The sequence below is a fragment of the Seonamhaeicola sp. NFXS20 genome, assembly GCF_049132085.1.
Taxonomy (GTDB): Bacteria; Bacteroidota; Bacteroidia; order Flavobacteriales; family Flavobacteriaceae; genus Seonamhaeicola.
Window position 1 is genome coordinate 484,672 of sequence record NZ_JAFMPU010000002.1, and the last position, 24,936, is coordinate 509,607.

Below are 24,936 nucleotides of genomic sequence, written 5' to 3' on the forward strand. Positions count from 1 at the left end.
AATCTTAATGAAATTCTAGATTAAATTCAGGTTTACAAATTCAAGTTTAAACCTAAACTTACATTTCTTCCTTTTGTGGTATAACCTAAAATTTCAAAATAATCTTCATTAAATAAGTTTGTAATACTTGCAAAAAGTTTCACTTTATTCTTTACTAATTTTTGGCTAAAATATAAATCTACTAATGAGAAATTATCTAAATCTACATTTTGATACGTTGAAAAATCAGTATCTGCTCGCTCTCCCACAAACTGATAATTCACAGAAGCAAATGTGTTTTCACTAAAATTATAACCTAATCCTGCATTAATTTTTTGCTTTGGTATTCTTAATCGTACGCCATCTTTTACTTCAGTAAAGGTATAATTTGCGTTTAAAGATAAATTTTCAATTAATTCTATTTGAGTTTCCACCTCTACACCATGTACTGTAGCATCTGTAGTAGCATTTTCATAACCCGTTGTGTAAATGATGGTATTCTCTTCTTTTCTATTAAAATAAAGTGCATTAACCTGTAATCCTTTTTTATTATTAAACTCTAAACCTCCTTCAATAGTAACATTTTCCTCTGGTTCTAAATCTGGATTAGCCCCATAAAATCCAAATAATTGAGATAAATTAGGCGCAATAAAAGAAGTAGCATAAGACCCAAATAATTTAGCATAACCATCATTAACATCTATTTTATATGATGGGTTTAAACTGTACACAAAATGAGAACCATACTCACTATGGTTATTTAAACGAGCTCCTGCATTTAAATTAAATCCGTAATCAGACACGTAAACCACATTTAAATACGGGTCTGTTGTTGTATAATTTTTGTCTTCTGAAAAAAAACTGGAGTAATCTCCATAATTTAAACCAACAATGGTATAAAATTTATTATTGAAATTATACTTATTAAAAGCATCTACAACAAAACTTTCTGCTTCATAGGTACTACTATAATCTGAAATAGTTTCTCTATCAATTTTAGTAAAAGCGGCATTTACATTAATACTCCCATTCTCATAAGTGTATTTAGGAGACACCCCTACCCTTGTTTGTTTTGAAATATATTTATCTTCTGTATCTGCAAATGTATAGGTAGGTGCAGGATACCCGTCAATATCGGTTTTAAACTTATCATGACTAGCAAAAGCTGTAACTTCTAAGTTATCACTTATTTCATAGCCTAATTTCAAATTTGTATTATATCTAGAGAACACATCTTCCTCTGGATTATCAGATTTAGCTGCCGACAAACCATCGGCATAATTATTACCAAAACCTGCTATATATGTAAACTTGTTTAACTTACCATTCACTGTAACATTATTAGTGAAATTAGAAGCGTTGTAATTTTGATTGTCTTGGGTTTGATTAGTACCTACTACCGTTAAAAAACTTCCAGAAATTGTATTATCTGAGGCTTTTTTAGTAGTAATATTAATTACTGCTGTGGCTGCAGCATTTCCGTATAAAACACTTGCTGCTCCTTTTATAATTTCTATAGATTCTATAGAATTTAAGTCTAAAAACCTTAAATCGAAATCATTTGAAACTGCCGATGGATCATTAATTTGAACCCCATCTATTAATACTAAAACTTGCCTGTTACTACCACCTCTTATGTAACTTCCTATGTTTTGTCCTGCTACACTTCGAGACCCATTAATCTCAATACCACTTTTTGTATTAATTAATTCTGCAACCGTTTTGCCTTGGTTATTTTCAATTTCTTTTTTAGTTATTTTAATAACCGTTTTACCAGAGTTTTCACGTTTTAATGCAAATCGTGAATCTGTAATAACAACCTCATCTAATTGCTCTACTTTTGCTGAATTAGCTTGTTTTTCTTGTGCTAATCCAAACATTGATATACCTAAACACAGTATACCAAAAACATTTGTTTTTTTCATTTAAAAAATAATTTAATCGAGAATCGCATGGACTATCATACGCAAACTTTTATCCCGAAAGTTTAACTTAATTGTTTTTGAAAATGGCAGGTCTCCTGACTTGTTTTATGTTATCTTACCTTCCCAGTGTTAACCAGTGGTTTTGTAGATGATAACATCCTTTTTTATTAAGGTACTGAACGCATTCAGCATAAACTTACAGTTGCGGGAACAGTCCTGGATTTGCACCAGATTCCCTTTTAATCTGCTTAGAAAAACTAAGCCGAACCAAATTTCGCTGCAAAAATACTTCTTTTAATTATTTCAGTAATTATAAAATTACTTTTTCTTATTCATTTTATAAATAAGATAAATAAAACCCACAAGAAAATGAGCTATTATAACTCCAGCTACTATATATATTGTTAAATTTGAACCGTCTCGCATGGTTTATTTTTTCCAAAAGTAGATATCTTTAAATTGAAAAAACGTGACAATTGTCACACAACACAAATGAAATACAAACTCTACATTTTATTGCTTTATATTGTTTTTTTAGGATGCAAAAATGAGCCTAAAAAACAAATAACAGAATCTATTACTGGCACCACTTTAAACTTAAAATACGCAACTGGCTTTTCTTGTAAAGACTATGATTCTTATAAAATTATTGAAGTAAATAAGCCTTGGCCAAATTCTGAAAACACATATAAGTATGCCTTATTAAAACCAAATTTTAACGCTGATGTTTGGAAGTTAGAAAAGTCTAAATTTAATGATGTAATAAAACTGCCAATTGAAAACATAGTTGTTACTTCTACTACACATATTCCCGCTTTAGAATTATTAAACATTGAAGAATCTTTAATAGGATTCCCTGAAACTAATTTTATTTCTTCTAAAAAAATAAGAAAACGAATTGATGAAGGTTTTATTAAAGAAATAGGTAAAAATGAAAGCTTAAATACAGAAGTATTATTAGAACTTCAACCAGATGTAGTAATTGGTTTTGGTATTGATGGTACTAACCGCGCATTTGAAATTTTAAAAAAATCGGGAATTCCAATAATATATAATGGCGATTGGGTAGAAAGTTCGCCGTTAGCAAAAGCCGAATGGATAAAATTTTTCGGGGTATTATTTGATAAAGAAAAGGAAGCCGATTCTATTTTTATTCAAATTGAAAAAAACTATTTAAACGCTAAAACAATTGCAAAAAAAACAAAAAACAACCCCACCGTTCTTAGTGGCGCTATGCATAACGATGTATGGTATTTACCAAACGGAACAAGTACAGAAGCTCAATTATTAAAAGATGCCAATGTAAATTATCTTTGGGCAGATTCTAAAGGTAACGGCAGCTTAAAACTTAATTTCGAAGCGGTTTTTGATAGAGCTAAAAATGCAGATATTTGGTTAAGTCCTTCAAATTATAGTAGTTTGCAAGCACTTAAAAATGCAAATACACATCATAGCATGTTTAAAGCTTTTCAAAATAAAACTGTCTATTCTTTTACCAATACCACAGGTAGCACAGGTGGAGTTACATATTACGAATTAGGGTTTGCCAGACCCGATTGGGTTTTAAAAGACATCATAAAAATTTGCCATCCCAATGTATTAAAAAATTACAAACCACACTTTTATAAACCTCTACCTTAATTGCCAAACAGAAAAAAACATAATATTTTATTTCTAGGGTTAACCATTATCCTAGTTATTGGATTCTTTACCAATATTAGTTTGGGTTCGGTTTCTATACCTTTAAAAGATGTATTTAATAGTCTTATTGGTAGTAATGTAGATAGAGAAACTTGGCAACATATCATACAAAATTACAGGCTTCCAAAAGCTATAACTGCTATTTTAGTAGGTTCTGGCTTAGGCATTTCTGGGTTATTAATGCAAACGCTGTTTAGAAATCCGTTAGCAGGACCATTTGTTTTAGGTATTAGTTCTGGTGCTAGCCTTGGTGTAGCGCTAATTATTTTGGGTACCGGACTCTTTGGGGGTATTTGGGCAGCAGCAATTACATCAAAATGGAGTATTGTAATTGCAGCCAGTTTAGGAAGTTTTTTAGTGCTTTTAGCTGTTATGGTGGTATCTTTAAAAGTAAGAGACACCATGGCAATTTTAATTATTGGTTTAATGTTTTCTAGCATTACAGCTGCTATAGTAAGTATACTATCATATTTTGGTTCTGCAGACCAATTACAACAATACATTTTTTGGGGCTTTGGTAGTTTAGGCAATTTAACTTGGAACGAGATTTTAATTTTTGTCATAATTTATACCATTGGTTCTTGCCTGAGTGTATTATCAATAAAACCTTTAAATAGTTTACTTTTAGGTGAAAACTATGCTAAAAGTTTGGGTTTAAATATTAAAACAAACAGATTAACCATAATTATTGCTACCAGTTTATTAGCAGGAACCATAACTGCTTTTGCTGGTCCTATTGCCTTTATTGGGTTAGCTATACCGCATATGGCTAGACAAATTTTTAATACATCAAACCATAAAGTTTTATTGCCTGCCGTATTTCTTTTTGGAGCCATTGTTATGTTAATTTGCGATAGTATAGCACAATTACCTAGCACCGAATTTACCTTACCTATAAATGCCATTACCTCTTTAGTTGGAGCTCCAGTAGTTATATGGCTTTTGGTTAAAAAACAAAAAATGATGTTTTAATGCTAAATGAAAACCAACATATGGTGCTTAAAACTGAAAATCTTTCGGTTGGTTATACTACAAAAAATGAGCAAACTATTGTAGCATCTAACATTAATTTTGAATTACATAAAGGTGAATTGGTAGGGTTAATTGGCGCCAATGGCATTGGTAAGTCTACACTACTTAGAACCCTAACACAAGTACAACCTAAATTAACCGGAAGTATTGCCATAAATGGAAAACGGCTGCAAAACTACTCTAATTTAGAATTAGCAAAAGTGCTTAGTATAGTACTTACAGAACCTTTGGCTTCAAAAAATTTAACGGTTTTTGAACTTGTTGCTTTGGGTAGACAACCTTATACTAATTGGGTGGGGAATTTATCTATAAAAGATATTTCTATAATTGAAAACGCATTAGAACAAACCAATATTTCAAGCCTAAAGAATAAAAAATGCTTTGAACTAAGTGATGGCCAATTACAAAAAGTAATGATAACCCGTGCCTTGGCTCAAGACACCGATATCATTATTTTAGATGAACCTACCACGCATTTAGACATGTACCATAAAGCTTATGTTTTAAAGCTTTTGCAACGCTTAGCAAAAGAAACCAATAAAACCATTTTATTTTCGTCTCATGAAATAGATTTAGCTATTCAACTATGTAATAAGTTGGTAGTAATGACTAAAAATGAAGTTGTTTGCGACCAACCCTGTAACCTCATTTCAAAAGGAACATTTAATAGTCTGTTTCCCGAAGATTTAATTGCATTCGATAAAAGCACAGGAAGTTTTAGGGTAAAAAAATAATGTAAAAAACTTCCAGAATCCTGCTTTCATCATCAGTCTAAAAAAATTATCTTTGATTAAATCAGAATTTATAAAATGAACAACAACCTAATCATTATTCTTACAATTATTATTTCCGGTAGCATTGGCGCCTACTTAGGTATGCTATTTACAAAGTTAAAAAGCAAAACTGATAAAAGTACGTTAGAAGAACGTAACAACAATTTACAGCAACAAATAACCGAGCTTAAAACATTTCACAATTCTGAAAACGAAAAACAGAATGAACTATTTAACCGCCAAATAAACGAATTAAAAGAAACGGTTTCTAAAATTGAAAACGAACGCGAAGAAATACGCAGAGAAAAAGAATTTTTAAATGCCGAATTAACCAAAAAGAATACAGAGTTTGAAAACCTTCAACATAAAAATAATGAGCAAAAACAAGAAGTTGAAAAACTACAAGAAAAATTCACTAAAGAGTTTGAAAACTTAGCCAATAAAATACTAGAAGAAAAATCTAATAAATTCACAGAACAGAATAAAGAAAACATCAAAAACATATTAAATCCGCTTCAAGAAAAAATCCAAGGTTTTGAGAAAAAGGTAGAAGAAACACAGTTTAAAAGTGTAAAAATGCACTCTGCTCTAGAAGAACAATTAAAAGGTTTAAAAGACCTTAACCAACAAATGACCAAAGAAGCCACTAACTTAACCCGTGCCTTGAAAGGCGATAGCAAAATGCAAGGTAATTGGGGCGAATTGGTATTAGAACGTGTATTAGAAAAATCTGGTTTAGAAAAAGACCGTGAATATTTTGTACAGCAAAGTTTTACCAGAGATGATAATTCTCGAGTAATGCCCGATGTGGTATTACATTTACCAGACGGTAAAAAAATGATTATTGACTCTAAAGTATCTCTTACCGATTACGAACGTTTAGTAAATGCCGATGAAGACGATAAACCTCAATTTTTAAAGGCACATGTTAACTCTGTAAAAAGACATGTAGAACAATTATCAAATAAAAATTATCAAGATTTATATGATATAGAATCGCCTGATTTTGTTTTAATGTTTATCCCCATTGAACCTGCTTTCGCAGTGGTTGTAAATGAAGATAACAGTATTTACAATAAAGCTTTTGAAATGAATATTGTTATTGTTACACCTTCTACCCTTTTGGCTACACTACGAACCATTGACACCATGTGGAACAATGAAAAACAACAACGTAATGCCATTGAAATTGCAAAACAAGCAGGTGCTTTATATGATAAATTTGAAGGCTTAGTTAAAGACCTCACAGGCGTTGGCAAAAAAATAGATGCAGCTAAATCAGACTATTCTGCCGCTATGAATAAGCTGGTTGACGGACGTGGAAACCTAATTACAAGCGTTGAAAAACTTAAAAAAATGGGTGCTAAAGCCAAAAAATCACTCCCCGAAGCCATTATAAAACGTGCTGAAGAAGATTTATAATATTGTTCTTTAATGTGATATTTACACTTATCACATAAAAACATGATACTCTTGCTTATCACGTAAATATATGATATATTTGATTATTCCCTTTTAAAGGAATATGCATATTTATTCCTTATTTAAGGCATATATTTTAATATTCTTTAAATAAGGAATATTTAAATTAATTGAATTTATCATGACAAGTGTAATTACAGGTGATATTATAAAATCTAGAGAAGAACATCCAGAAAAATGGATGACTACTCTTAAAAACACCCTATCAATACTTAGCCCAGATTCATCTAATTGGGAAATATATCGTGGCGATAGTTTTCAAATTGAAATAGAAGATATAGCGCAAAGTTTTTTAGCAGCCGTATATATTAAGGCTTGCATAAAAATGATTAAAGGCTTAGATGTTAGATTAGCCATTGGTATTGGAAACAAAACCTATCAGGGTAAAGATGTTACAGAATCAAACGGAGAAGCTTTCATATTTTCAGGTGAAACTCTAGAAACCTTGAAGAAAGAAAAACAAAACCTTAGAATTAAAACTATCTATTCTGAAATAGATTACGAACTCAATTTATACTTTAAATTGGCACTTATAGCTATGGATAATTGGACTGTAAATACAGCTGAAATAGTTAAATTAAGTATAGATAACCCTAATGCTCTACAAAGTGAGCTAGGAAAATTAATTGGTATAAATCAAAATGCCGTAAGTACAAGACAAAAACGTGCTCACCTGAATGAGATTTTAGAACTAGACCAAATGTATAGAGAAAAAACAGCAACTTTTTTACTATGATTTTATTAAAACTATTCTTAGCACATACAATAGGTGATTTCTTTTTACAACCCTACAAATGGGTAAAAGAAAAAGAAAAAAAGAAACTGAAATCACCTAAACTTTATATTCATGTATTAATTCATGCAGCGCTTACAGCTGTATTGCTTTGGAATCTTTCGCTGTGGCCAATTATATTAACTATTGGCTTATCTCATTTTATAATTGATGCTATTAAACTTCTCATTCAAAATAAAAAAACAAAACGTATATTATTCTTTATAGACCAATTATGCCATGTTTTAGTAATTTTTGCTTGTTACTTTTTCTTTTCAAAAGAAGCAACTTCACTTCAATTTGAAATCACCAAACCCACACTTTTACTGATAACGTGTTTGCTTTTTTTAACCGTTCCAGTATCTATTATTATGAAAACTATATTCTTAAAGTGGAATATTTCAGAACTCACTAAAAATAACCAATCGCTTAAGGATGCTGGTAAATATATTGGTATTTTAGAGCGCATTTTAGTGTTTATTTTTATTATTGTAGACCATTGGGAAGCCGTAGGCTTTTTAATAACTGCAAAATCGGTATTTCGTTTTGGAGACCTAAAAGAATCTAAATCTAGACAACTAACCGAGTACATTTTAATAGGCACTTTAATTAGTTTTGGCATAGCCATAATTACCGCTATAATATATATTTTATTAAAATAGAACACATGTTTAAACACCCAAAAGAATCGCAAGTAACCATTACTCAACTTATGCTACCAGCAAATTCTAACTTTAGTGGAAAAATTCATGGTGGTTATATTTTAAATTTAATGGATCAAATTGCATTTGCTTGTGCATCTAAACACTCAAGACATTACTGTGTTACGGCTTCGGTTAATCGTGTTGATTTTTTAAACCCTATTGAAGTTGGTGAATTAGTAACACTTAAAGCATCGGTTAACTATACAGGTAGAACATCAATGGTTATTGGTGTTAGGGTTGAAGCAGAAAATGTACAAACAGGAGAAAAAAAACATTGCAACTCATCTTATTTTACAATGGTTGCTAAAGACGAAGATGGAAATAACGTACCTGTACCTGGATTAATTTTAGATAGCAAACAGAGTGTTCGTAGGTTTTCTAGAAGTATAGCTAGACAAGAACAAGCTAAAACTAGAACAACCAAGTTTAAATCTGAAGAATTTCAAATACAAGATTATTTAGAACTTTTAAAAAAGCATAACGCTAAAATAGAGCTATAACAAAATCATAAATAAAAAATCCGCTAATTAGCGGATTTTTTATTTTATTTACTCAAGTACATTTTTCGTCTTGAATATAAATCGTAAAACTGATCATCTTTTAAACTATCTATAAATAAGATACTTTCTCCAGTACTCTTCATTTCTGGTCCTAATGTTTTATCTACATTAGGAAACTTATTAAACGAGAACACAGGTTGTTTAATAGCATATCCTTTTAATTTAGGTTCAAATTTAAAATCTTTAATTTTCTTTTCACCTAACATTAATTTAGTGGCATAATTTACATAAGGCTCCCCATAAGCTTTGGCTATAAATGGCACCGTTCTAGAAGCTCTTGGGTTGGCCTCAATAATGTAAACCATATCATCTTTTACAGCAAATTGAATATTAATTAACCCAACCGTATTTAAAGCCAACGCAATCTTTTTAGTATGATCTTTAATTTGTTGCATTACAAATTCACCTAAATTAAATGGAGGCAAGGTAGAGTTACTATCGCCAGAGTGAATTCCACAAGGTTCAATATGCTCCATAATTCCTATAATGTACACCTCTTCACCATCACAAATGGCATCTGCTTCGGCTTCAATAGCTCCTTCTAAATAATGATCTAACAATAATTTGTTGTTTGGAATTTTATTAAGAAGACTAACCACATGCTCTTCTAATTCCTTTTCATTAATTACAATTTTCATTCCCTGTCCACCTAGTACATATGATGGCCTAACTAATATTGGGAAATCTAATTCTTTAGCAACAGCTAAAGCTTCATCGGCAGTTTCTGCAGTATCAAATTTAGGATACGGAATATTATTTTCTTTTAACAAGGTTGAAAAACTTCCTCTATCTTCTGCTAAATCTAATGCTTTAAAACTTGTTCCTATAATTTTAATACCATATCTGTCTAATTTTTCAGCAAGTTTTAAAGCGGTTTGTCCGCCTAATTGCACAATAACACCTTCTGGTTTTTCGTGCTTAATGATATCATAAATGTGTTCCCAAAAAACAGGTTCAAAATATAATTTATCGGCTGTATCAAAATCAGTTGATACGGTTTCAGGGTTACAGTTTATCATAATAGTTTCATAACCGCACTCTTTAGCGGCATAAACCCCATGCACACAACAGTAATCAAACTCAATACCTTGACCAATTCTATTTGGTCCAGAGCCTAAAACAATTATTTTCTTTTTATCTGTAACTATACTTTCATTATCTGAATATCGTTCACCATTGGCAGTTTGCATATCACTTTCAAAAGTAGAATAGTAATATGGTGTTTTGGCTTCAAACTCTGCAGCACAGGTATCTACTAGTTTATAAACACGGTTTATACCTAATTCTTCACGCTTGTTATACACCTGACTTTCTAAACACCCAAGCATATGCGCAATTTGTCTATCGCCATAGCCTTTTTGTTTTGCCTCTAGCAAAAGTGGCTTTTCAATAGTATCTATATTGAAAGTAGATATTTCTTTTTCAAGGAAATAAAGCTCTTCATACTGCTTTAAGAACCACATATCAATTTTGGTAATATCGTGAATTCTACTTAACGGAATTCCCATTTTTATGGCATCGTAAATGATGAATACACGATCCCAAGATGCAAACTTTAACTTTTCAATTACCTGATCGTAATTGGTATTTTCTTTACCATCAGCTCCTAAACCATTACGTTTAATTTCTAAAGATTGTGTAGCCTTATGTAGTGCTTCTTGGAACGAACGCCCAATACCCATTACTTCTCCTACGGCTTTCATTTGAAGTCCGAGTGTTCTATCAGAGCCTTCAAACTTATCAAAGTTCCAACGCGGTATTTTAACTATCACATAATCTAAAGTTGGCTCAAATAAAGCAGAGGTAGATTTTGTTATTTGGTTGTTTAACTCATCTAAATGATAACCTAAAGCTAATTTAGCAGCAATTTTTGCAATAGGATATCCGGTTGCTTTACTTGCTAGTGCCGAAGAACGAGATACACGCGGATTAATTTCAATGGCAATAATATCTTCATTTTCATCTGGACTCACTGCAAATTGTACGTTACATCCTCCTGCAAAATCTCCAATACTACGCATCATATGAATTGCCATATCTCGCATTTTCTGGTAAGTTCTATCACTTAAAGTCATGGCTGGAGCTACTGTTATAGAATCTCCTGTGTGGATTCCCATAGGATCCATATTTTCAATAGAACAGATAATTACAACATTATCATTAGAATCTCTTAATAACTCTAACTCATATTCTTTCCATCCTAAAAGTGCTTTATCTATCATAACCTCATGGATTGGAGAAATTTCTAATCCACGACGCATTAATTTATCAAAGTCTTCTTCATCATAAACTATAGCTGCACCTGCCCCTCCAAGAGTAAACGAAGAACGAATACATAAAGGAAATCCAAATTCTTGTGCAATTTCTTTTCCTTTTAAGAAGGATGTTGCCGTAGCTTGAGGCGCCATAGGAACCCCAATTTTGGCCATTAATTCTCTAAATTGTTCTCTATCTTCTGTAATATTAATAGCATCAATATCTACACCAATAATTTCAACACCAAAATCTTTCCAAATACCTTTTTCATCGGCTTCTATACAAAGGTTTAAAGCGGTTTGCCCTCCCATTGTTGGTAAAACGGCATCAATTTGTGGATGTTCTTTTAAAATCTGAAGAATAGATTTAGTATTTAATGGCAATAGATAAACATGATCTGCCATAGAAGGGTCTGTCATGATAGTTGCTGGATTTGAATTAATTAAAATTGTCTCAATTCCATCTTCTCTTAACGAACGTAATGCTTGCGACCCGGAATAATCAAACTCACATGCTTGCCCAATAATTATAGGCCCCGAACCAATAATTAGTATAGATTTTAATTTAGGATTTTTTGGCATTTTTAAAAAGTATTCTAGTGTAAATAAATTAGTTGCAAAATTAGTAATTACAAAACATAAAAAAAGGCGTTACAGTCAAGCAACACCTTTAATTTATAAACAATTGTTAATCATTATTTCTTATGTCTAGTTTCAGACGATACAGACAATTTCTTTCTTCCCTTAGCTCTTCTACGAGCTAAGACTTTCCTTCCATTAGCAGAAGCCATTCTTTCTCTGAAACCATGTTTGTTTCTTCTCTTTCTCTTTGATGGTTGAAATGTTCTTTTACTCATCGTCTTATATCTTTAAATATCTGAAATCTATTATTTAATTTTTGTTTTGACCCTTACTCAAAACTGAGCGCAAATATACAACAGTTTTTTATTTCACAAACCTATTTTAAAAATATTTTTTATAGAAAAATTTAGTTTCTTTGCATTTTAAAACAAAATTGTTGAAAAAGAGGCTACCTTGCCTCTAAATAATATTCAAAATATAGATATGTACAATAAAATTATTAAACTTATTATTGCTGCTGGAATTATTGCCTATGCAATTTATCAGTTTACAGAAGGTTATATAGGAAATGGAATTGCTTTAATTTTATTAGCGGGTGTTTTTGTTTTTCTATATTTTAAAAATGAATTTATTCTGCTTGCTTTTTTAAGGTTAAGAAAACAAGATTTTGTTGGCGCTAAAAAATGGCTAGATAAAATTAAGAATCCTGAAGGTGCTTTAGTAAAAAAACAACAAGGTTATTACAATTATTTACATGGCTTAATGACTATGCAGGATAATATGAACGAATCTGAAAAGTATTTTAAAAAAGCTATCTCATTGGGTCTTTCTATGAAACATGATTTAGCTATGGCTAAATTAAACCTTGCTGGTATTGCTTTTTCTAAACGTAGAAAACAAGAAGCTCAAAAATTATTAACTGAAGCTCAGCAATTAGACAAACATGGTATGCTTACAGACCAAATAAAAATGATGAAGCAAAACATGAAACGCGCTGTTGGTCCTAACCAACATTTTGGTGCAGGAGGCTCTTTAAGATCTCAAAAAAGACGAAGTAGATAAAACCAAATATTACATACAAATTATAAAAAAGTAAAGCTCAATGCTTTACTTTTTTATTTGTAATTAATTGAAATTAAAATTTCTACAAAAAAACTATTTATAATTAGTCTAAATAAATTTTGAAGATATGTTTTTAAAATATAGATTTGCCTAAAATAATTAACTCAGGCTTAAAGTGCTCATTTTAATATGAAAAAAAACACATATACATTTAGAAAACTTATAAATGATATTCACCTGTGGCTAGGTATTGGTAGTGGCATTATTATATTTTTAGTTTGTTTTAGTGGCACTATTTTAGCTTTTGAACATGAAATAAAAGATCTATTTTCAAACAAATTACAAATTGAAAAAACTGAAAACAAAAAAAGCGTTACAGAGTTAATTAAAATAGTAAAAAACAGCAATAAAGGTTTTGTTACAGGCTTAAGCATACCTAACAACAGCAACGAGGCATATACCTTTTCAGTTAAAAAAGACCCTAAAGAAAGGCGTGGTAGTTCGGTATTAGTAAACCCTTATTCTGGTGAAATACAAACGGTTAAAAAAACAAGTGCAGATGCCTTTTTGTTAAGTATGTTTAAATTACACCGATGGCTATTACTTGATATGAAAATAGGTAGACCCATTGTAGGGGTTGCCACAATAATATTTTTAATACTATCAATTTCTGGAATTATATTATGGTTTCCTAGAAAGTTAAAATGGAAAAACTTTAAACATGGATTTAAAATTAAAACCAATGCTAACTGGAAACGTATTAATCATGATTTACACAATACACTAGGGTTTTACGCTTGTATTTTTATTGTTATTATGGGTATTACAGGTTTATGCTGGTCTTTTGAAGGCTACCGAAACGGGTTAAGTAGTTTAATTGGTGCTAAAATTTTTAATAGGTCTTCGCCTGAGTTGACAATATCTAATTCAAATAAAAACATTATTTCTATAGATGAGGCTATACAAACTGCTAATAATACACTTAATTATAATGGTAAACTTAGCGTCTCTTTACCAAACAAAAGAAATAATTACTACTCCTTTAGAAAAACCGATGAAAACAATTGGTCTCCTGTAACTACTGATAAAATTTATATAGACCAAACAGGTGCTGTTTTAGCTGTAGATATTTTTAACAAAAAACCGTTAAATGTTAAAATAGCCTCTCTTATTAAACCATTACACACTGGAGAAATTTACGGAACCTTATCAAAAGTATTATATTTCTTAGCATGCTTAATTGCTACTAGTTTACCCGTTACTGGTACTATTATTTGGATTAATAAACTTAAGAAGAAGAAAAAGAAAAAATAATTAAATTAAGGGCGACCACAATCTACAATAAGACTCCTTTAGTTTTTCAAATTTTGATCGTTTGGCATAGGTGTTATAATCTACCGCATTGCTATGTTTTAAATCTTCTAAAAAATGCGCTTTTAATTGTTTACTTTTTTCAACATTATAAATTACTGAATTGATTTCAAAATTAATATTGAAGCTCCTATAATCCATATTAGAAGTACCTACCATGGCAAATATATCATCTACTACAATGGTTTTTGCATGTATAAAGCCTTTATAATATTTATACACCTTAACATTGGCTTTAAACAAAGCCTCTAAAAAGGAATTTGACGCATGTTTTACCATCCAAGAATCTGATTTTTCAGGAATAATTAAACGTACATCTACCCCACTTTTAGCTGCAATTTGAATGGCAGATATCATTTCATCATTAGGAACAAAATACGGTGTTGTAATATAAACATAACTTTTAGCTGTAATAATAGCTGTTATGGATAATTCCATAATATTAGCCCAATCTGTGTCTGGACCACTACCTGCAATTTACAATCCTATTTTAGTATTTAAAGTCTTTAGTTTTGGAAAAAATGGTTTAAACTGAGTTATGGTTTCTTTTGAAACAAATTTCCATGTTGACAAAAAGTGAATTTGCAACGATTTTACGGCATCTCCAACAATTCTTAAATGTGTATCACGCCAATATCTGGTACCATTATCATTTACATATACATCACTAATATTTATACCGCCAACATAGCCTATTTTTCCATCAATAATTACTATTTTTCTATGATTTCTGTAATTCATTTTCCCGGTAAGCGTAGAGAAAAATACCGGCATAAAAGGATAATGATGAACACCTGCATTACTTAGCTTCAACTTCATTTTCTTTGAAATTTTGCTTCCTACATCATCATAACTCAATCTAACTGTAACACCTTCTTTCGCCCTATCACAAAGTAAATTTAGCAATTGGCTACCTATAGTATCATCTTTAATAATGTAATACTCTAAGTGTACATGGTGTTTAGCTTGCTTAATATCGGCTAGTAACTTTTCAAACTTATCATTACCATTAATTATAATGTCTACGTCATTATTTAATGTTAATAGTTCATTTTCATTGCTATATAAAAGCCTTACTAACTTAACTTTTTCATCTAAATAATTATTTACATCATTAAGTTCATCACTACTTAATTCTAATTCTTTATGAATGGATTTTATAACAGTTTTATTTAGTAAACCTTTTTTGCTAAATATTTTATTTTTACGGTATTCTTGACCAAATAAATAATAAACAATAAGCCCCAAAAAAGGAAAAAACACTAAAACTACAATGTAGGATAGTGTTTTTGTTGGGTTTAAATTTTTAAGTATTATAGTAATAACAGCAGACGCCGCTATTAAGTAATTAAAGATAATTAATATACTCCACCAGTTATCTTTTACATACTCTAGCATTTTATTGATAATACCCTTCTTTGGGTATTTCTATCTGGTAAAGTTTTCTTGATTTGTTGTTAAGATGTGGTTCTCTTAACCAAGGATTATGTAGCTTTAGTATTTTGTAATTAATACCAAATTTTTGTGCAAAACTTGAAAAATCGGTTACAGCAGTATCTACTTCAACTTTATAAGTTGGAATATTGGTGTATAAATCTTTATCTCTAAAATTAAAGCCATATTTATTTGGGTGAGATAAAATTTCTTTAAAGGCTACAATTCTAAATATGTAGCGGCCTGTTTCTTCACCTAATAATAAATCGTAATAATTTGAAACTTTTTGTTCTTTTAACCTACGTGCTATTCCTGCTTGTCCTGCATTATATGCAGCTGCAGCTAATGTCCAAGAACCTAATTTCTCTTTAGCCTTTAACAAATATTTACATGCAACTTCTGTAGCTTTTTCTAAATGATAACGTTCATCTACATTAGTATTAACCTCTAAACCATTTTCTTTTCCGGTGGCTTTCATAATTTGCCACACACCTCTTGCCCCTGCTGGAGACACGGCATTTGTTAACCCACTTTCTATAACGGCTAAATATTTAAAATCATCTGGAATGCCATATTTAGCTAAAATAGGCTCTATAACAGGAAAATATTTTTTAGAACGTTTAAACATTAATAACCCGTTAGATTGCCAATAGGTATTTACCAATAGCTCTCTATCCATTCGTTCTAAAATATCAGGATTATTTAAAGGCAATGGTTCTCCTGCAAAATCTAAATTTTCAGGAACCTGAAGTGCATAAACATTATAATCGTTTATGAGTTTTTTTTCAAAATTTTCATCAGTAGGTGCATCTTGAAGGGCATAAATAAATAGAAAACATAAACTTAACAATCCCACGCACGCTAAAAGGCGTTCTACTATCTTCATCATAAAAAGTTTTGTCTAAAATTACTAAATGTGAATTAATTTTCAAGTATAATATCGGCTAAATGTTTATTAAACCACTTATATTTATTAATAATCATAATATGTGTTCCCTTTGGTATTGTAATACAATCTGTTATATTACTAATTGAAAAAACAGCATCATGTTCTCCGTGAATATGAATAATACCCGCTGGCGGTTCTGCTTGATTCCAATTAACCATTTGTTTTATTGCCCAACTTAAGTATTGATTATCATTAACAGAAAGGTATTTTTTATACAATTTTAAGCGCTTGGTAAAATTTTTTCCAAAAGCATATTTTTCTAAAACATCAATCTTACTTGCTAATTGGGTTGGCAATAATTTATATGCACCTGTAACTGCTGCTAGCTGCATGTGTTTTGGTATTTCATTTTTAGATTTTACACTAGAAACAATTATTAGTTTTTTAATGTTAATATGTTTACTCATTTCTTGAACCAAAACACCGCCAAAAGACACCCCTATTAAAACTACGTTACCATATTTTATAAATTTTGTCATACGCAATGCGTAATTAGTAAGCGATTCGTTTTCAAAAGGAATAACCCATTCTAAATGATGAATTTTAAACTTATCATTAGGAAGTTTTATGTTTTCAAAAATTAAAGGGCTTGCTGCCATACCTGGCATTAAATACACATGGATTAGTTCTTGACTCATAGGGCATTAACTTAACTTTTTCTTTACATTAAGGTTTTTTTTTAGTAATTTTGCACAGAAAACTAAGACAAACATAGTTTGCTTGTTTTAATTCTCCGCTTAAATTAAAAAATTTATACAAATGGTTGATGTTGCTGAACTAGTAGATAATGATTTTTTACGCCAATTTGAAATTAAAGTTGATAATCATTTAGCAAAAATTGAATATTCGCTTCAAGAGCGTAAAATCTTTTTAACGAAGCTTATCATTCCAGAGGAAATTAAAGACGAAAATTTTAGCAAAGAGTTTATTTCTGCTGTTTTTGAACAAATTAGAGAACGTAATTTAAGTGTGGTACCTACAAGCCCCGAAATTGCAAAATTTGTTAGAAGTAACAGAAAGTACAAACGTATGCTACCTGTTGGAGTGAGAATTTAAAAGTTTTATTTAAATATAAAACATAAAAAAAGCCGAAACATAATTTATATCTCGGCTTTTTTATTAGTAGTTATCTACTACATCTGAAATTTTATTATAGAGTAAGTTTTGTTGTTCATCATTTAACACCAATTGAGAGTTTGCTGTAATTGCATAAACCCATTGGCTCTCACCATCATTTACAGTTATTGAGTTACCATCAATACTCCAATCATAAATAGCTGTACTTGAAGTTATTTCTCCTGATAATTCCTCTATTTTAAGAATACTCTTAACTGTTTTATTTGAGGCAAATGTTAAGCTGCGTGTTGTATTGGTGTTGTTTGAAACTTCTAAGTTTTCCCAAACACCTATTACATTATTATACTCATCAACTTGTTCTGTAGAACAAGATAGAAAGAACGCAGAAAAAAGTAATAATATTAATATTGGGTTGTAGGTTTTCATTGGTTAGGTTATTTGGGTGAAATTAATTTCGCAACTAACATACTACCAACTACCCTTTTGTATCAAAAAAAATCGTTTAACCTTAATAAAAACAGATTAAAGCAACTATTTATCTAAAACTAAAGTATTTATAAACTCAAAACGCACCAATCCGTCGTCATCAATTTTAGTTAGTTCAACCTCATGAAGGGTATTAACTAACTCAGGATTCCAAGGCGCTTTTACCTTAACGTAATTTTCTGTAAATCCGTGAATGTAACCTTCCTTATTTTCGCTCTCAAATAATACGGTTCTCTTACTTCCTATTTGACTTTCATAAAATGCACGACGTTTTTTAACTGATAAACCTCTTAACATTTTGCTACGTTTACTACGCACATTACTTGGCACTACACCATCCATTTCTGCAGCCTCGGTATTATCTCTTTCAGAATAAGTAAATACGTGTAAATATGAAATATCTAGCTCATTCAAAAAATTGTAAGTTTCTAAAAAATGCTCATCGGTTTCTCCAGGAAAACCAACAATAACATCTACCCCTATGCAGGCATGTGGCATAACTTCTTTTATTTTAGCAACCCTGTCTACATACAATTCACGCATGTATCTGCGCTTCATTTTTTTGAGAATTTCATTGCTTCCACTTTGTAATGGCACATGAAAATGCGGTACAAATGCTCTAGATTTAGACACTAAATCTATAGTTTCATTTTTTAGTAAATTGGGCTCAATTGATGAAATGCGTAAACGCTCAATACCCTCAACTTTGTCAAGCTCTGTAACTAAATCTAAAAAGGTGTGTTCGTGTTTTTTATTACCAAATTCGCCTTTACCATAATCGCCAATATTAACACCTGTAAGTACAATTTCTTTAATGTTCTTTGCTGAAATTTCTTTGGCATTTTTAAGCACATTTTCCATGGTATCACTCCTAGAAATACCTCGCGCTAACGGGATGGTACAGTAGGTACATTTATAATCACAACCATCTTGAACCTTCAGAAAAGCACGGGTTCTATCGCCTATTGAGTAAGACCCAACATAAAAATCAGCTTCTTCAATTTCACATGAATGTACTTCGCCAAAATCGTTTTTGGTAAGATCATTTAAATAGTCTGTTATCTTAAATTTTTCGGTGGCTCCAAGCACCAAATCTACTCCATTAACATCTGCTAACTCTTTAGGTTTTAATTGTGCGTAACACCCAACCGCTGCAATAAAAGCTTTATCATTAGCTTTTTGTGCTTGCTTAACAATACTTTTAAATCGTTTATCGGCATTCTCAGTTACAGAGCATGTGTTAATTACATATATATCGGCTTTTTCAGAAAAATCTACCCTATCAAAACCTTCGTTTACAAAACTTCTGGCAATGGTAGAGGTTTCAGAAAAATTCAACTTACATCCTAATGTATAAAATGCTACCTTTTTGTTATTCACTTTAAATGAGCCCAAACTTGTTTCAGGGACTTTTTAAATTTATATTTACAGCTAAAAGACTGCAAATTTACAACTAATAAGTTACATGATAAAACGTATTACAAACCTATTAACAAACTACTTTTCAATTAGTTGTATAGTAATCCTTTTTGTTTCTTGTGGAAATAACAACAACAATAGTAGAGACCATTTAGTTTTTAGATATAATGAATATGCTAACATTAATACTTTAGACCCTGCTTTTTCAAGAACACTTCAAGACAACTCTATAAACAATCAACTCTATAATGGCTTAGTACAATTAGACAGTGCTCTGAATATAAAACCCTGTATTGCAAAATCTTGGTCTATTTCTGATGATGCTACTACTTACACCTTTGTTTTACGTAATGATGTTTATTTTCATAAACACCCTCTTTTTGGAAAAGACTCTACTAGAACTGTTAATGCTAAAGATTTTGAATATAGTTTAAACCGATTAAGGGATGAAAAAATAGCAGCTCCAGGAAGTTGGGTTTTAAACAAAGTAAAAGACTTTAAGGCTATAAATGATACTATTTTTAAAATTGAATTAAAACAACCTTTTCCTGCTTTTATTGGTTTACTTACCATGAAATATTGCTCTGTAGTTCCTAAAGAAATTGTTGAACATTACGGTATTGATTTTAGAGCAAACCCTATTGGCACAGGTCCTTTTAAATTTAAAAGATGGGAAGAAAATATAAAACTAGTTCTTAGAAAAAACGAGCTTTATTTTGAAAAAGATAGTATTGGAAACCAACTTCCCTATTTAGAAGCTGTTGCATTAACTTTTTTACCTGACAAGCAGAGTGAATTTTTACAATTTGCACAGGGTAATATAGATTTTATTTCTGGTTTAGATGCTTCTTATAAAGACGAACTATTAACTGCCGATGGGAAACTTAGAGATAAATACGCTAATAGCGTAAATATGATTAGAGGCCCTTACCTAAACACCGAATATCTTGGGTTTTACTTAGATTCTGAAACTCCCGAAATACAATCTAAACTTATTAGAAAAGCCATTAACTACGGTTTTAACCGAAAAAAAATGATGCTTTACTTAAATAATGGTGTTGGTAATCCTGCTAATGGAGGGTTTATTCCCATTGGGCTAGCAGGTTATAATGCATCTAACGGTTATACTTATAAGCCAAAAAAAGCAAAACAACTTATAGACCAATTTAAAGAAGAAAGTGGCATAAAAACCCCAGAAATTACATTGGTAACCACTAGTAATTATTTAAGTTTTTGTGAGTTTATTCAAAGAGAATTAGAAAAAGTTGGCTTAACTATTAATGTTGACGTAATGCCCGAAGCCTCTTTACGAAGTGCACGCTCTAACGGAAAAGTTGATATGTTTAGAAGCTCTTGGATTGCCGATTATTTAGATGCCGAAAACTACCTTTCTATTTTTTACAGCAAAAATTTTGCACCTAATGGCTCTAATTATTTTCATTTTAAAAACAAAACCGTTGATAGCTTGTACAACAAAGCCTTTACCATTACTGATATTAATGAGCGTAAACATTTATATAAAACCATAGATTCTATAGCCATGGACCATGCTATTATGGTGCCTTTATACTATGACGAAGTAATACGTTTTACCAGAAAAAACATAAAAGGTTTAGGCATAAACCCTATTAATCTATTAGATTTAAGGCGGGTTGAAAAACACTAATCTTCTTCTGTTTTTTTACCAATATCTTGAATTTCGTCTTTAACAATTACAACAGATTTTTTCCATTTGGTTTCTAGTATTGTGTAAAATCCCCAAACGGCTAGTAAACCTGCAGGAATGCCTAATAAACTCCAACCAAAACTATTATCCCAATCAATGCCCCAGTCAAACAAAGCATCTAAAATTCCTAATATAAACCCCAAAACTAAAGCAGCAGCATAATACACCACTACACTTAAAATAGCGTATAACCATTTTTTTTGGTTGTACTCAGTTGCCAAATCATAAAATCTTTTCCCAATAAAATATAGAAGTAGTAGATGTAACATAATTTTAATCCTTTTAATAATTAACAGAGGTTTTATTGCGTTAGGGATTGCAGCAAGTTACCGTGTAACGCGGAAAGCCCGACCCGATAGGGTAACGCCCAAAAAACTAATCTCTTCGGTATTTTTTTGTTTCTTGAAAAACGTGTTCTAATATTTGTTTGTCTTGTTCTGTAAATTCTTGATTACGTCTTGCCATTACAACTTTGGCTACTTCAAATACTTTTTTTGTTAAATAAGTTGTAAAACCTGCACTACCGCCCCAACTAAAACTTGGTATAAAATTTCTGGGGAAACCGCTACCAAACACATTGGCACTAACACCAACTACTGTACCTGTGTTAAACATAGTGTTGATACCTGCTTTACTATGATCTCCCATTAACAGACCGCAGAATTGTATGCCAGTTTTTACAAAACTTTCTGTTTGGTAATCCCACAATCTAACTTCGGCATAATTATTTTTTAGATTAGAGGTGTTGGTATCTGCTCCTAAATTACACCATTCTCCTAAAACCGAATTTCCTAAAAACCCATCGTGTCCTTTACTGGAGTAGCCAAAAATAACAGCATTATCTACTTCTCCTCCAATTTTACTATGTGGGCCAATGGTTGTTGGCCCGTAAATTTTTGCTGCCATTTTTACAATAGCATTTTCACACAAAGCAAACGGACCTCTTATCATGGCACCTTCCATAATCTCTGTGTTTTTTCCTATATAAATTGGGCCTTTTTCGGCATTTAAAGAACATAATGGAAGTTTGGCTCCTTGTTCTATAAAAATGTTTTCTGAGTGAAAGGCTACTGTTGTTTCTGGTATGGGTTGAGATGTTCTGTTTTTAGTAATTAAATTGAAATCTTCTTGAATGGCTTCATCATTTTTAGAAAAAATGTCCCAAGTATTTTCAACCTTTAAACAATCGTCTTCAAACTCTAATGCTTGGTAGGTATCAAAATTTATGTCTTCTTCTCCTTCTTTTGCATAAAAAGCTATAACATCTTCTCCTTTAAAAATAGCTTGGTTTTCTTTTAACGCCTTAACCATTTCAACCAATTCTAAGTTTGGAAGGTAAGATGCATTTATCATCACATTAGTTTCCATTTCAACCATAGGAAATTTATCTGATAAATAATCTTCTGTTATTGTGGTTGTGGTGGTATCTAAGTAGGTTTCCCATTTTTCTCTAATGGTTAAAATACCTATTCTAATATCGGCTACCGGTCTTGTATAAGTAAATGGTAATAAATTATTCCGTGAGGGGCCATCAAAAAGGATATAATTCATAGCAATTTAAAAGTTAAAGGTTAAGTTAAAAGCATATTACTTTATAGCTTAATTGCTGTTTTGTAGTCAAATGTATGTTAAAAGCATAAAATAAAAAAGCCTTTCTGCAATAGAAAGGCTCAATGGTATAATATATTCGTTAAGTTTACTTTTTAAACTTAGCGTATTTATTTTTAAACTTATCAATACGTCCTGCTGTATCTACTAATTTAGATTTACCAGTATAGTATGGATGCGATGTTCTTGAAATCTCCATTTTTACAAGTGGATACTCAACACCATCAACTTCAATAGTCTCATTAGTATCTGCAGTAGACTTTGTTAAAAACACATCATCGTTAGACATATCTTTAAATGCTACTAATCTATAATTTTCTGGATGTATACCTTTTTTCATCGCTTTACGCTTTAAATCTTTAATTTTTCGAGGTGCAAATTTAAGTATTCTTTACAAATAAACAATACTTTTTTGTTAATTTTTATTTCTGCTTTTTGTGTAACTATTTGGTATCTTTGAATACTAACCGTACAACTAACATTTTAAACAAAAATATATAATGGAAAAATCTTTTAAATCTATAGCTAAAGATTATGGTATTTACCTTGGCGCAACTTTAGCTGCTGTAACAGCTATTGGATATGCTGTTAGCTTAGACTTATTTACTCAAATATGGCTAGGACTCTCTTTAATAGCTATTATTATTGTTTTTGGAATTATTTCAATTTTAAAATCAAAAAAGGCATCAGGTGGCTATATTAGTTTTAAAAATGCTTTTACATCTTATTTTATTACCATATTATTAGGTTTAGTTATTAGCTCTTTAGTTAGTATCATTATTTTCAATTTTATTGACCCTGAAGCTGCTACTACATTGCAGGAGAAAATAATGGACGCCCAAGTACAAAGGTTAGAAAACTTTAATGTTCCTGCAGAAGTTATTGCTGAAACCGTAGAGAAAATGGAAGCTCAAGGCAATATGTATTCTATTAGTAATATAGCTCAATCTATTATTTGGCAACTTGCAGGCTTTAGTGTTGTAGGGTTAATTATAGCTCTAATAATGAAGAAAAATAAACCCGAGACAGAATAAATTCATTATTTTTGAAGCTATCAAATTTTTTGAAATTTCTTAAATGAACATATCTGTAGTTATACCACTACTTAACGAACAAGAGTCTTTAAAAGAATTACATGATTGGATTGCCAATGTTATGCAGTCCAATCATTTTTCTTATGAAATTATTTTTATAGATGATGGTAGTACGGATAATTCTTGGCAAACTATTAAAAAACTTGCTTCTAAAAACAAAGCTGTAAAAGGAATTAGATTTTTAAAAAACTTTGGAAAATCTCAAGCTTTACATGCTGGTTTTGATAAAGCTGTAGGTAATGTTGTTATTACTATGGATGCCGATTTACAGGATAGTCCCGAAGAAATTCCAGAATTATATAATATGATTGTTAATGATGATTATGATTTAGTTTCTGGATGGAAAAAAAAGCGTTACGACTCTGTAATTGCAAAAAACTTACCCTCTAAACTATTTAATTGGGCTGCAAGAAAAACCTCTGGTGTAAAACTTCATGATTTTAACTGTGGTTTAAAAGCCTATAAACTTGATGTTGTTAAAAACATTGATGTTAATGGTGAAATGCACCGTTACATTCCTGTACTTTCAAAAAATGCTGGATTTACAAAAATTGGTGAAAAAGTTGTTCAGCATCAAGCTAGAAAATATGGTGTTACCAAATTTGGCATAGATCGCTTTATCCATGGTTTTTTAGATTTAATAACCATTTGGTTCTTATCGCGTTTTGGTAAACGCCCCATGCATTTATTTGGTGCCTTAGGGGTTATTATGTTTATAATTGGTTTTGGTTTTGCCTTTTATTTAGGCATAGACAAATTATTTTTAAATCCAACAGGAAGACTCATAACCCAACGCCCACAATTTTTTATAGCCCTAACCACAATGATTATTGGCACACAGTTTTTTGTTGCTGGCTTTTTAGGCGAAATTATTTTACGAACCAAACAAGGCAAAAAACGATATACCGTTAAAGATAATTTGAATTTATAGAAATTTAAAACAAC

Annotated in this window: 25 protein-coding genes and 1 riboswitch; of the genes, 13 read left to right on the forward strand and 12 right to left on the reverse strand. The window is 30.9% G+C overall.

Annotation, left to right across the window (positions count from 1 at the left end; all coding sequences use genetic code 11):
* Window positions 1–32: 32 nt before the first annotated feature.
* Window positions 33–1,904, reverse strand: a complete 1,872-nt coding sequence (locus tag J1D01_RS05375) for a TonB-dependent receptor plug domain-containing protein (protein ID WP_421150093.1) — start codon at window positions 1,902–1,904, stop codon at window positions 33–35.
* Window positions 1,905–1,971: 67 nt separating this feature from the next.
* Window positions 1,972–2,191, reverse strand: a riboswitch (cobalamin riboswitch).
* A 205-nt stretch (window positions 2,192–2,396) separates the two neighbouring features.
* Here J1D01_RS05375 and J1D01_RS05380 point away from each other — a divergent pair.
* From J1D01_RS05380 to J1D01_RS05410, 7 genes are all read left to right on the forward strand, one after another.
* Complete coding sequence (locus tag J1D01_RS05380) at window positions 2,397–3,545, forward strand: ABC transporter substrate-binding protein (protein ID WP_421150094.1); 1,149 nt, start codon at window positions 2,397–2,399, stop codon at window positions 3,543–3,545.
* Window positions 3,546–4,577 (forward strand): FecCD family ABC transporter permease, encoded by a 1,032-nt coding sequence (locus J1D01_RS05385; RefSeq protein WP_421150095.1) that lies wholly within the window; start codon window positions 3,546–3,548, stop codon window positions 4,575–4,577.
* Window positions 4,577–5,371 carry an ABC transporter ATP-binding protein gene (locus tag J1D01_RS05390; RefSeq protein WP_372935603.1) on the forward strand — a complete coding sequence of 265 codons (795 nt, stop codon included), beginning with the start codon at window positions 4,577–4,579 and terminating at the stop codon, window positions 5,369–5,371. Before J1D01_RS05385 ends, J1D01_RS05390 begins: the two co-directional genes overlap by 1 nt.
* 75 nt (window positions 5,372–5,446) lie before the next feature.
* Entirely contained in the window at window positions 5,447–6,832 is a 1,386-nt protein-coding gene (rmuC, locus tag J1D01_RS05395; protein WP_421150096.1) for a DNA recombination protein RmuC, read from the forward strand.
* Window positions 6,833–7,013: 181 nt separating this feature from the next.
* Entirely contained in the window at window positions 7,014–7,628 is a 615-nt protein-coding gene (locus J1D01_RS05400; RefSeq protein ID WP_372935607.1) for a transcriptional regulator, read from the forward strand.
* On the forward strand, window positions 7,625–8,326 hold the full coding sequence (locus tag J1D01_RS05405; protein ID WP_372935609.1) for a DUF3307 domain-containing protein: 702 nt from the start codon (window positions 7,625–7,627) through the stop codon (window positions 8,324–8,326). Before J1D01_RS05400 ends, J1D01_RS05405 begins: the two co-directional genes overlap by 4 nt.
* Before the next feature lie 5 nt (window positions 8,327–8,331).
* The gene (locus J1D01_RS05410) at window positions 8,332–8,868 is read left to right on the forward strand and encodes an acyl-CoA thioesterase (RefSeq protein ID WP_372935611.1); all 537 of its coding nucleotides are present in this window, start codon (window positions 8,332–8,334) and stop codon (window positions 8,866–8,868) included.
* Window positions 8,869–8,912: 44 nt separating this feature from the next.
* Here J1D01_RS05410 and carB read toward each other — a convergent pair whose 3' ends face one another.
* Both carB and rpmH read right to left on the reverse strand, forming a co-directional pair.
* Window positions 8,913–11,765 (reverse strand): carbamoyl-phosphate synthase large subunit, encoded by a 2,853-nt coding sequence (gene carB, locus J1D01_RS05415; protein WP_372935613.1) that lies wholly within the window; start codon window positions 11,763–11,765, stop codon window positions 8,913–8,915.
* Between the two features lie 113 nt (window positions 11,766–11,878).
* Window positions 11,879–12,040, reverse strand: coding sequence for a 50S ribosomal protein L34 (gene rpmH / locus J1D01_RS05420; RefSeq protein WP_027878648.1), 162 nt, complete (start codon window positions 12,038–12,040; stop codon window positions 11,879–11,881).
* Window positions 12,041–12,248: 208 nt separating this feature from the next.
* On the opposite strand from rpmH, the gene J1D01_RS05425 reads away from it, so the two are divergent.
* Window positions 12,249–12,827: a DUF2892 domain-containing protein gene (locus J1D01_RS05425; RefSeq protein ID WP_372935615.1), complete on the forward strand. Its 579-nt coding sequence runs from the start codon at window positions 12,249–12,251 to the stop codon at window positions 12,825–12,827.
* Window positions 12,828–13,016: 189 nt separating this feature from the next.
* Entirely contained in the window at window positions 13,017–14,141 is a 1,125-nt protein-coding gene (locus J1D01_RS05430; protein WP_421150097.1) for a PepSY-associated TM helix domain-containing protein, read from the forward strand.
* Here J1D01_RS05430 and J1D01_RS05435 read toward each other — a convergent pair whose 3' ends face one another.
* Genes J1D01_RS05435 through J1D01_RS05450 form a run of 4 tightly spaced genes read right to left on the reverse strand, consistent with a single transcriptional unit; the run spans window position 14,142 to window position 17,219 of the window.
* Window positions 14,142–14,636, reverse strand: a complete 495-nt coding sequence (locus J1D01_RS05435; protein ID WP_421150098.1) for a phospholipase D-like domain-containing protein — start codon at window positions 14,634–14,636, stop codon at window positions 14,142–14,144.
* 39 nt (window positions 14,637–14,675) lie between these two features.
* Window positions 14,676–15,596 (reverse strand): phospholipase D-like domain-containing protein, encoded by a 921-nt coding sequence (locus J1D01_RS05440; protein WP_421150099.1) that lies wholly within the window; start codon window positions 15,594–15,596, stop codon window positions 14,676–14,678.
* A gap of 1 nt (window position 15,597) precedes the next feature.
* Window positions 15,598–16,518, reverse strand: coding sequence for a lytic transglycosylase domain-containing protein (locus J1D01_RS05445; RefSeq protein ID WP_372935648.1), 921 nt, complete (start codon window positions 16,516–16,518; stop codon window positions 15,598–15,600).
* A 35-nt stretch (window positions 16,519–16,553) separates the two neighbouring features.
* Window positions 16,554–17,219, reverse strand: coding sequence for an alpha/beta hydrolase (locus J1D01_RS05450; protein WP_421150100.1), 666 nt, complete (start codon window positions 17,217–17,219; stop codon window positions 16,554–16,556).
* Window positions 17,220–17,340: 121 nt separating this feature from the next.
* Here J1D01_RS05450 and J1D01_RS05455 point away from each other — a divergent pair, with 121 nt between their 5' ends.
* Window positions 17,341–17,637, forward strand: coding sequence for a GNAT family N-acetyltransferase (locus J1D01_RS05455; protein ID WP_372935623.1), 297 nt, complete (start codon window positions 17,341–17,343; stop codon window positions 17,635–17,637).
* 63 nt (window positions 17,638–17,700) lie between these two features.
* Here J1D01_RS05455 and J1D01_RS05460 read toward each other — a convergent pair whose 3' ends face one another.
* Window positions 17,701–18,084 (reverse strand): hypothetical protein, encoded by a 384-nt coding sequence (locus tag J1D01_RS05460; protein WP_372935625.1) that lies wholly within the window; start codon window positions 18,082–18,084, stop codon window positions 17,701–17,703.
* 105 nt (window positions 18,085–18,189) lie between these two features.
* Window positions 18,190–19,524, reverse strand: coding sequence for a tRNA (N(6)-L-threonylcarbamoyladenosine(37)-C(2))-methylthiotransferase MtaB (mtaB, locus tag J1D01_RS05465; RefSeq protein WP_372935627.1), 1,335 nt, complete (start codon window positions 19,522–19,524; stop codon window positions 18,190–18,192).
* A gap of 85 nt (window positions 19,525–19,609) precedes the next feature.
* Between mtaB and J1D01_RS05470 the strand changes: the two genes are divergently transcribed.
* A complete protein-coding gene (locus J1D01_RS05470) occupies window positions 19,610–21,229 on the forward strand; it encodes an ABC transporter substrate-binding protein (protein WP_421150101.1) in 1,620 nt (539 codons plus the stop codon).
* Here the strand turns inward: J1D01_RS05470 and J1D01_RS05475 are convergent.
* The 3 genes from J1D01_RS05475 to J1D01_RS05485 form a co-directional block, all read right to left on the reverse strand.
* Window positions 21,226–21,558: a hypothetical protein gene (locus tag J1D01_RS05475; RefSeq protein ID WP_372935631.1), complete on the reverse strand. Its 333-nt coding sequence runs from the start codon at window positions 21,556–21,558 to the stop codon at window positions 21,226–21,228. The two genes, J1D01_RS05470 and J1D01_RS05475, sit on opposite strands and share 4 nt — an antisense overlap.
* A 106-nt stretch (window positions 21,559–21,664) precedes the next feature.
* Complete coding sequence (locus J1D01_RS05480; RefSeq protein WP_372935633.1) at window positions 21,665–22,840, reverse strand: GlmU family protein; 1,176 nt, start codon at window positions 22,838–22,840, stop codon at window positions 21,665–21,667.
* Window positions 22,841–22,985: 145 nt separating this feature from the next.
* Window positions 22,986–23,237, reverse strand: a complete 252-nt coding sequence (locus tag J1D01_RS05485; protein WP_347925314.1) for a type B 50S ribosomal protein L31 — start codon at window positions 23,235–23,237, stop codon at window positions 22,986–22,988.
* 160 nt (window positions 23,238–23,397) lie between these two features.
* Between J1D01_RS05485 and J1D01_RS05490 the strand changes: the two genes are divergently transcribed.
* Both J1D01_RS05490 and J1D01_RS05495 read left to right on the forward strand, forming a co-directional pair.
* Window positions 23,398–23,931, forward strand: coding sequence for a DUF4199 domain-containing protein (locus tag J1D01_RS05490; protein WP_421150102.1), 534 nt, complete (start codon window positions 23,398–23,400; stop codon window positions 23,929–23,931).
* 43 nt (window positions 23,932–23,974) lie between these two features.
* The gene (locus J1D01_RS05495; protein WP_421150103.1) at window positions 23,975–24,922 is read left to right on the forward strand and encodes a glycosyltransferase family 2 protein; all 948 of its coding nucleotides are present in this window, start codon (window positions 23,975–23,977) and stop codon (window positions 24,920–24,922) included.
* Window positions 24,923–24,936: the final 14 nt, after the last annotated feature.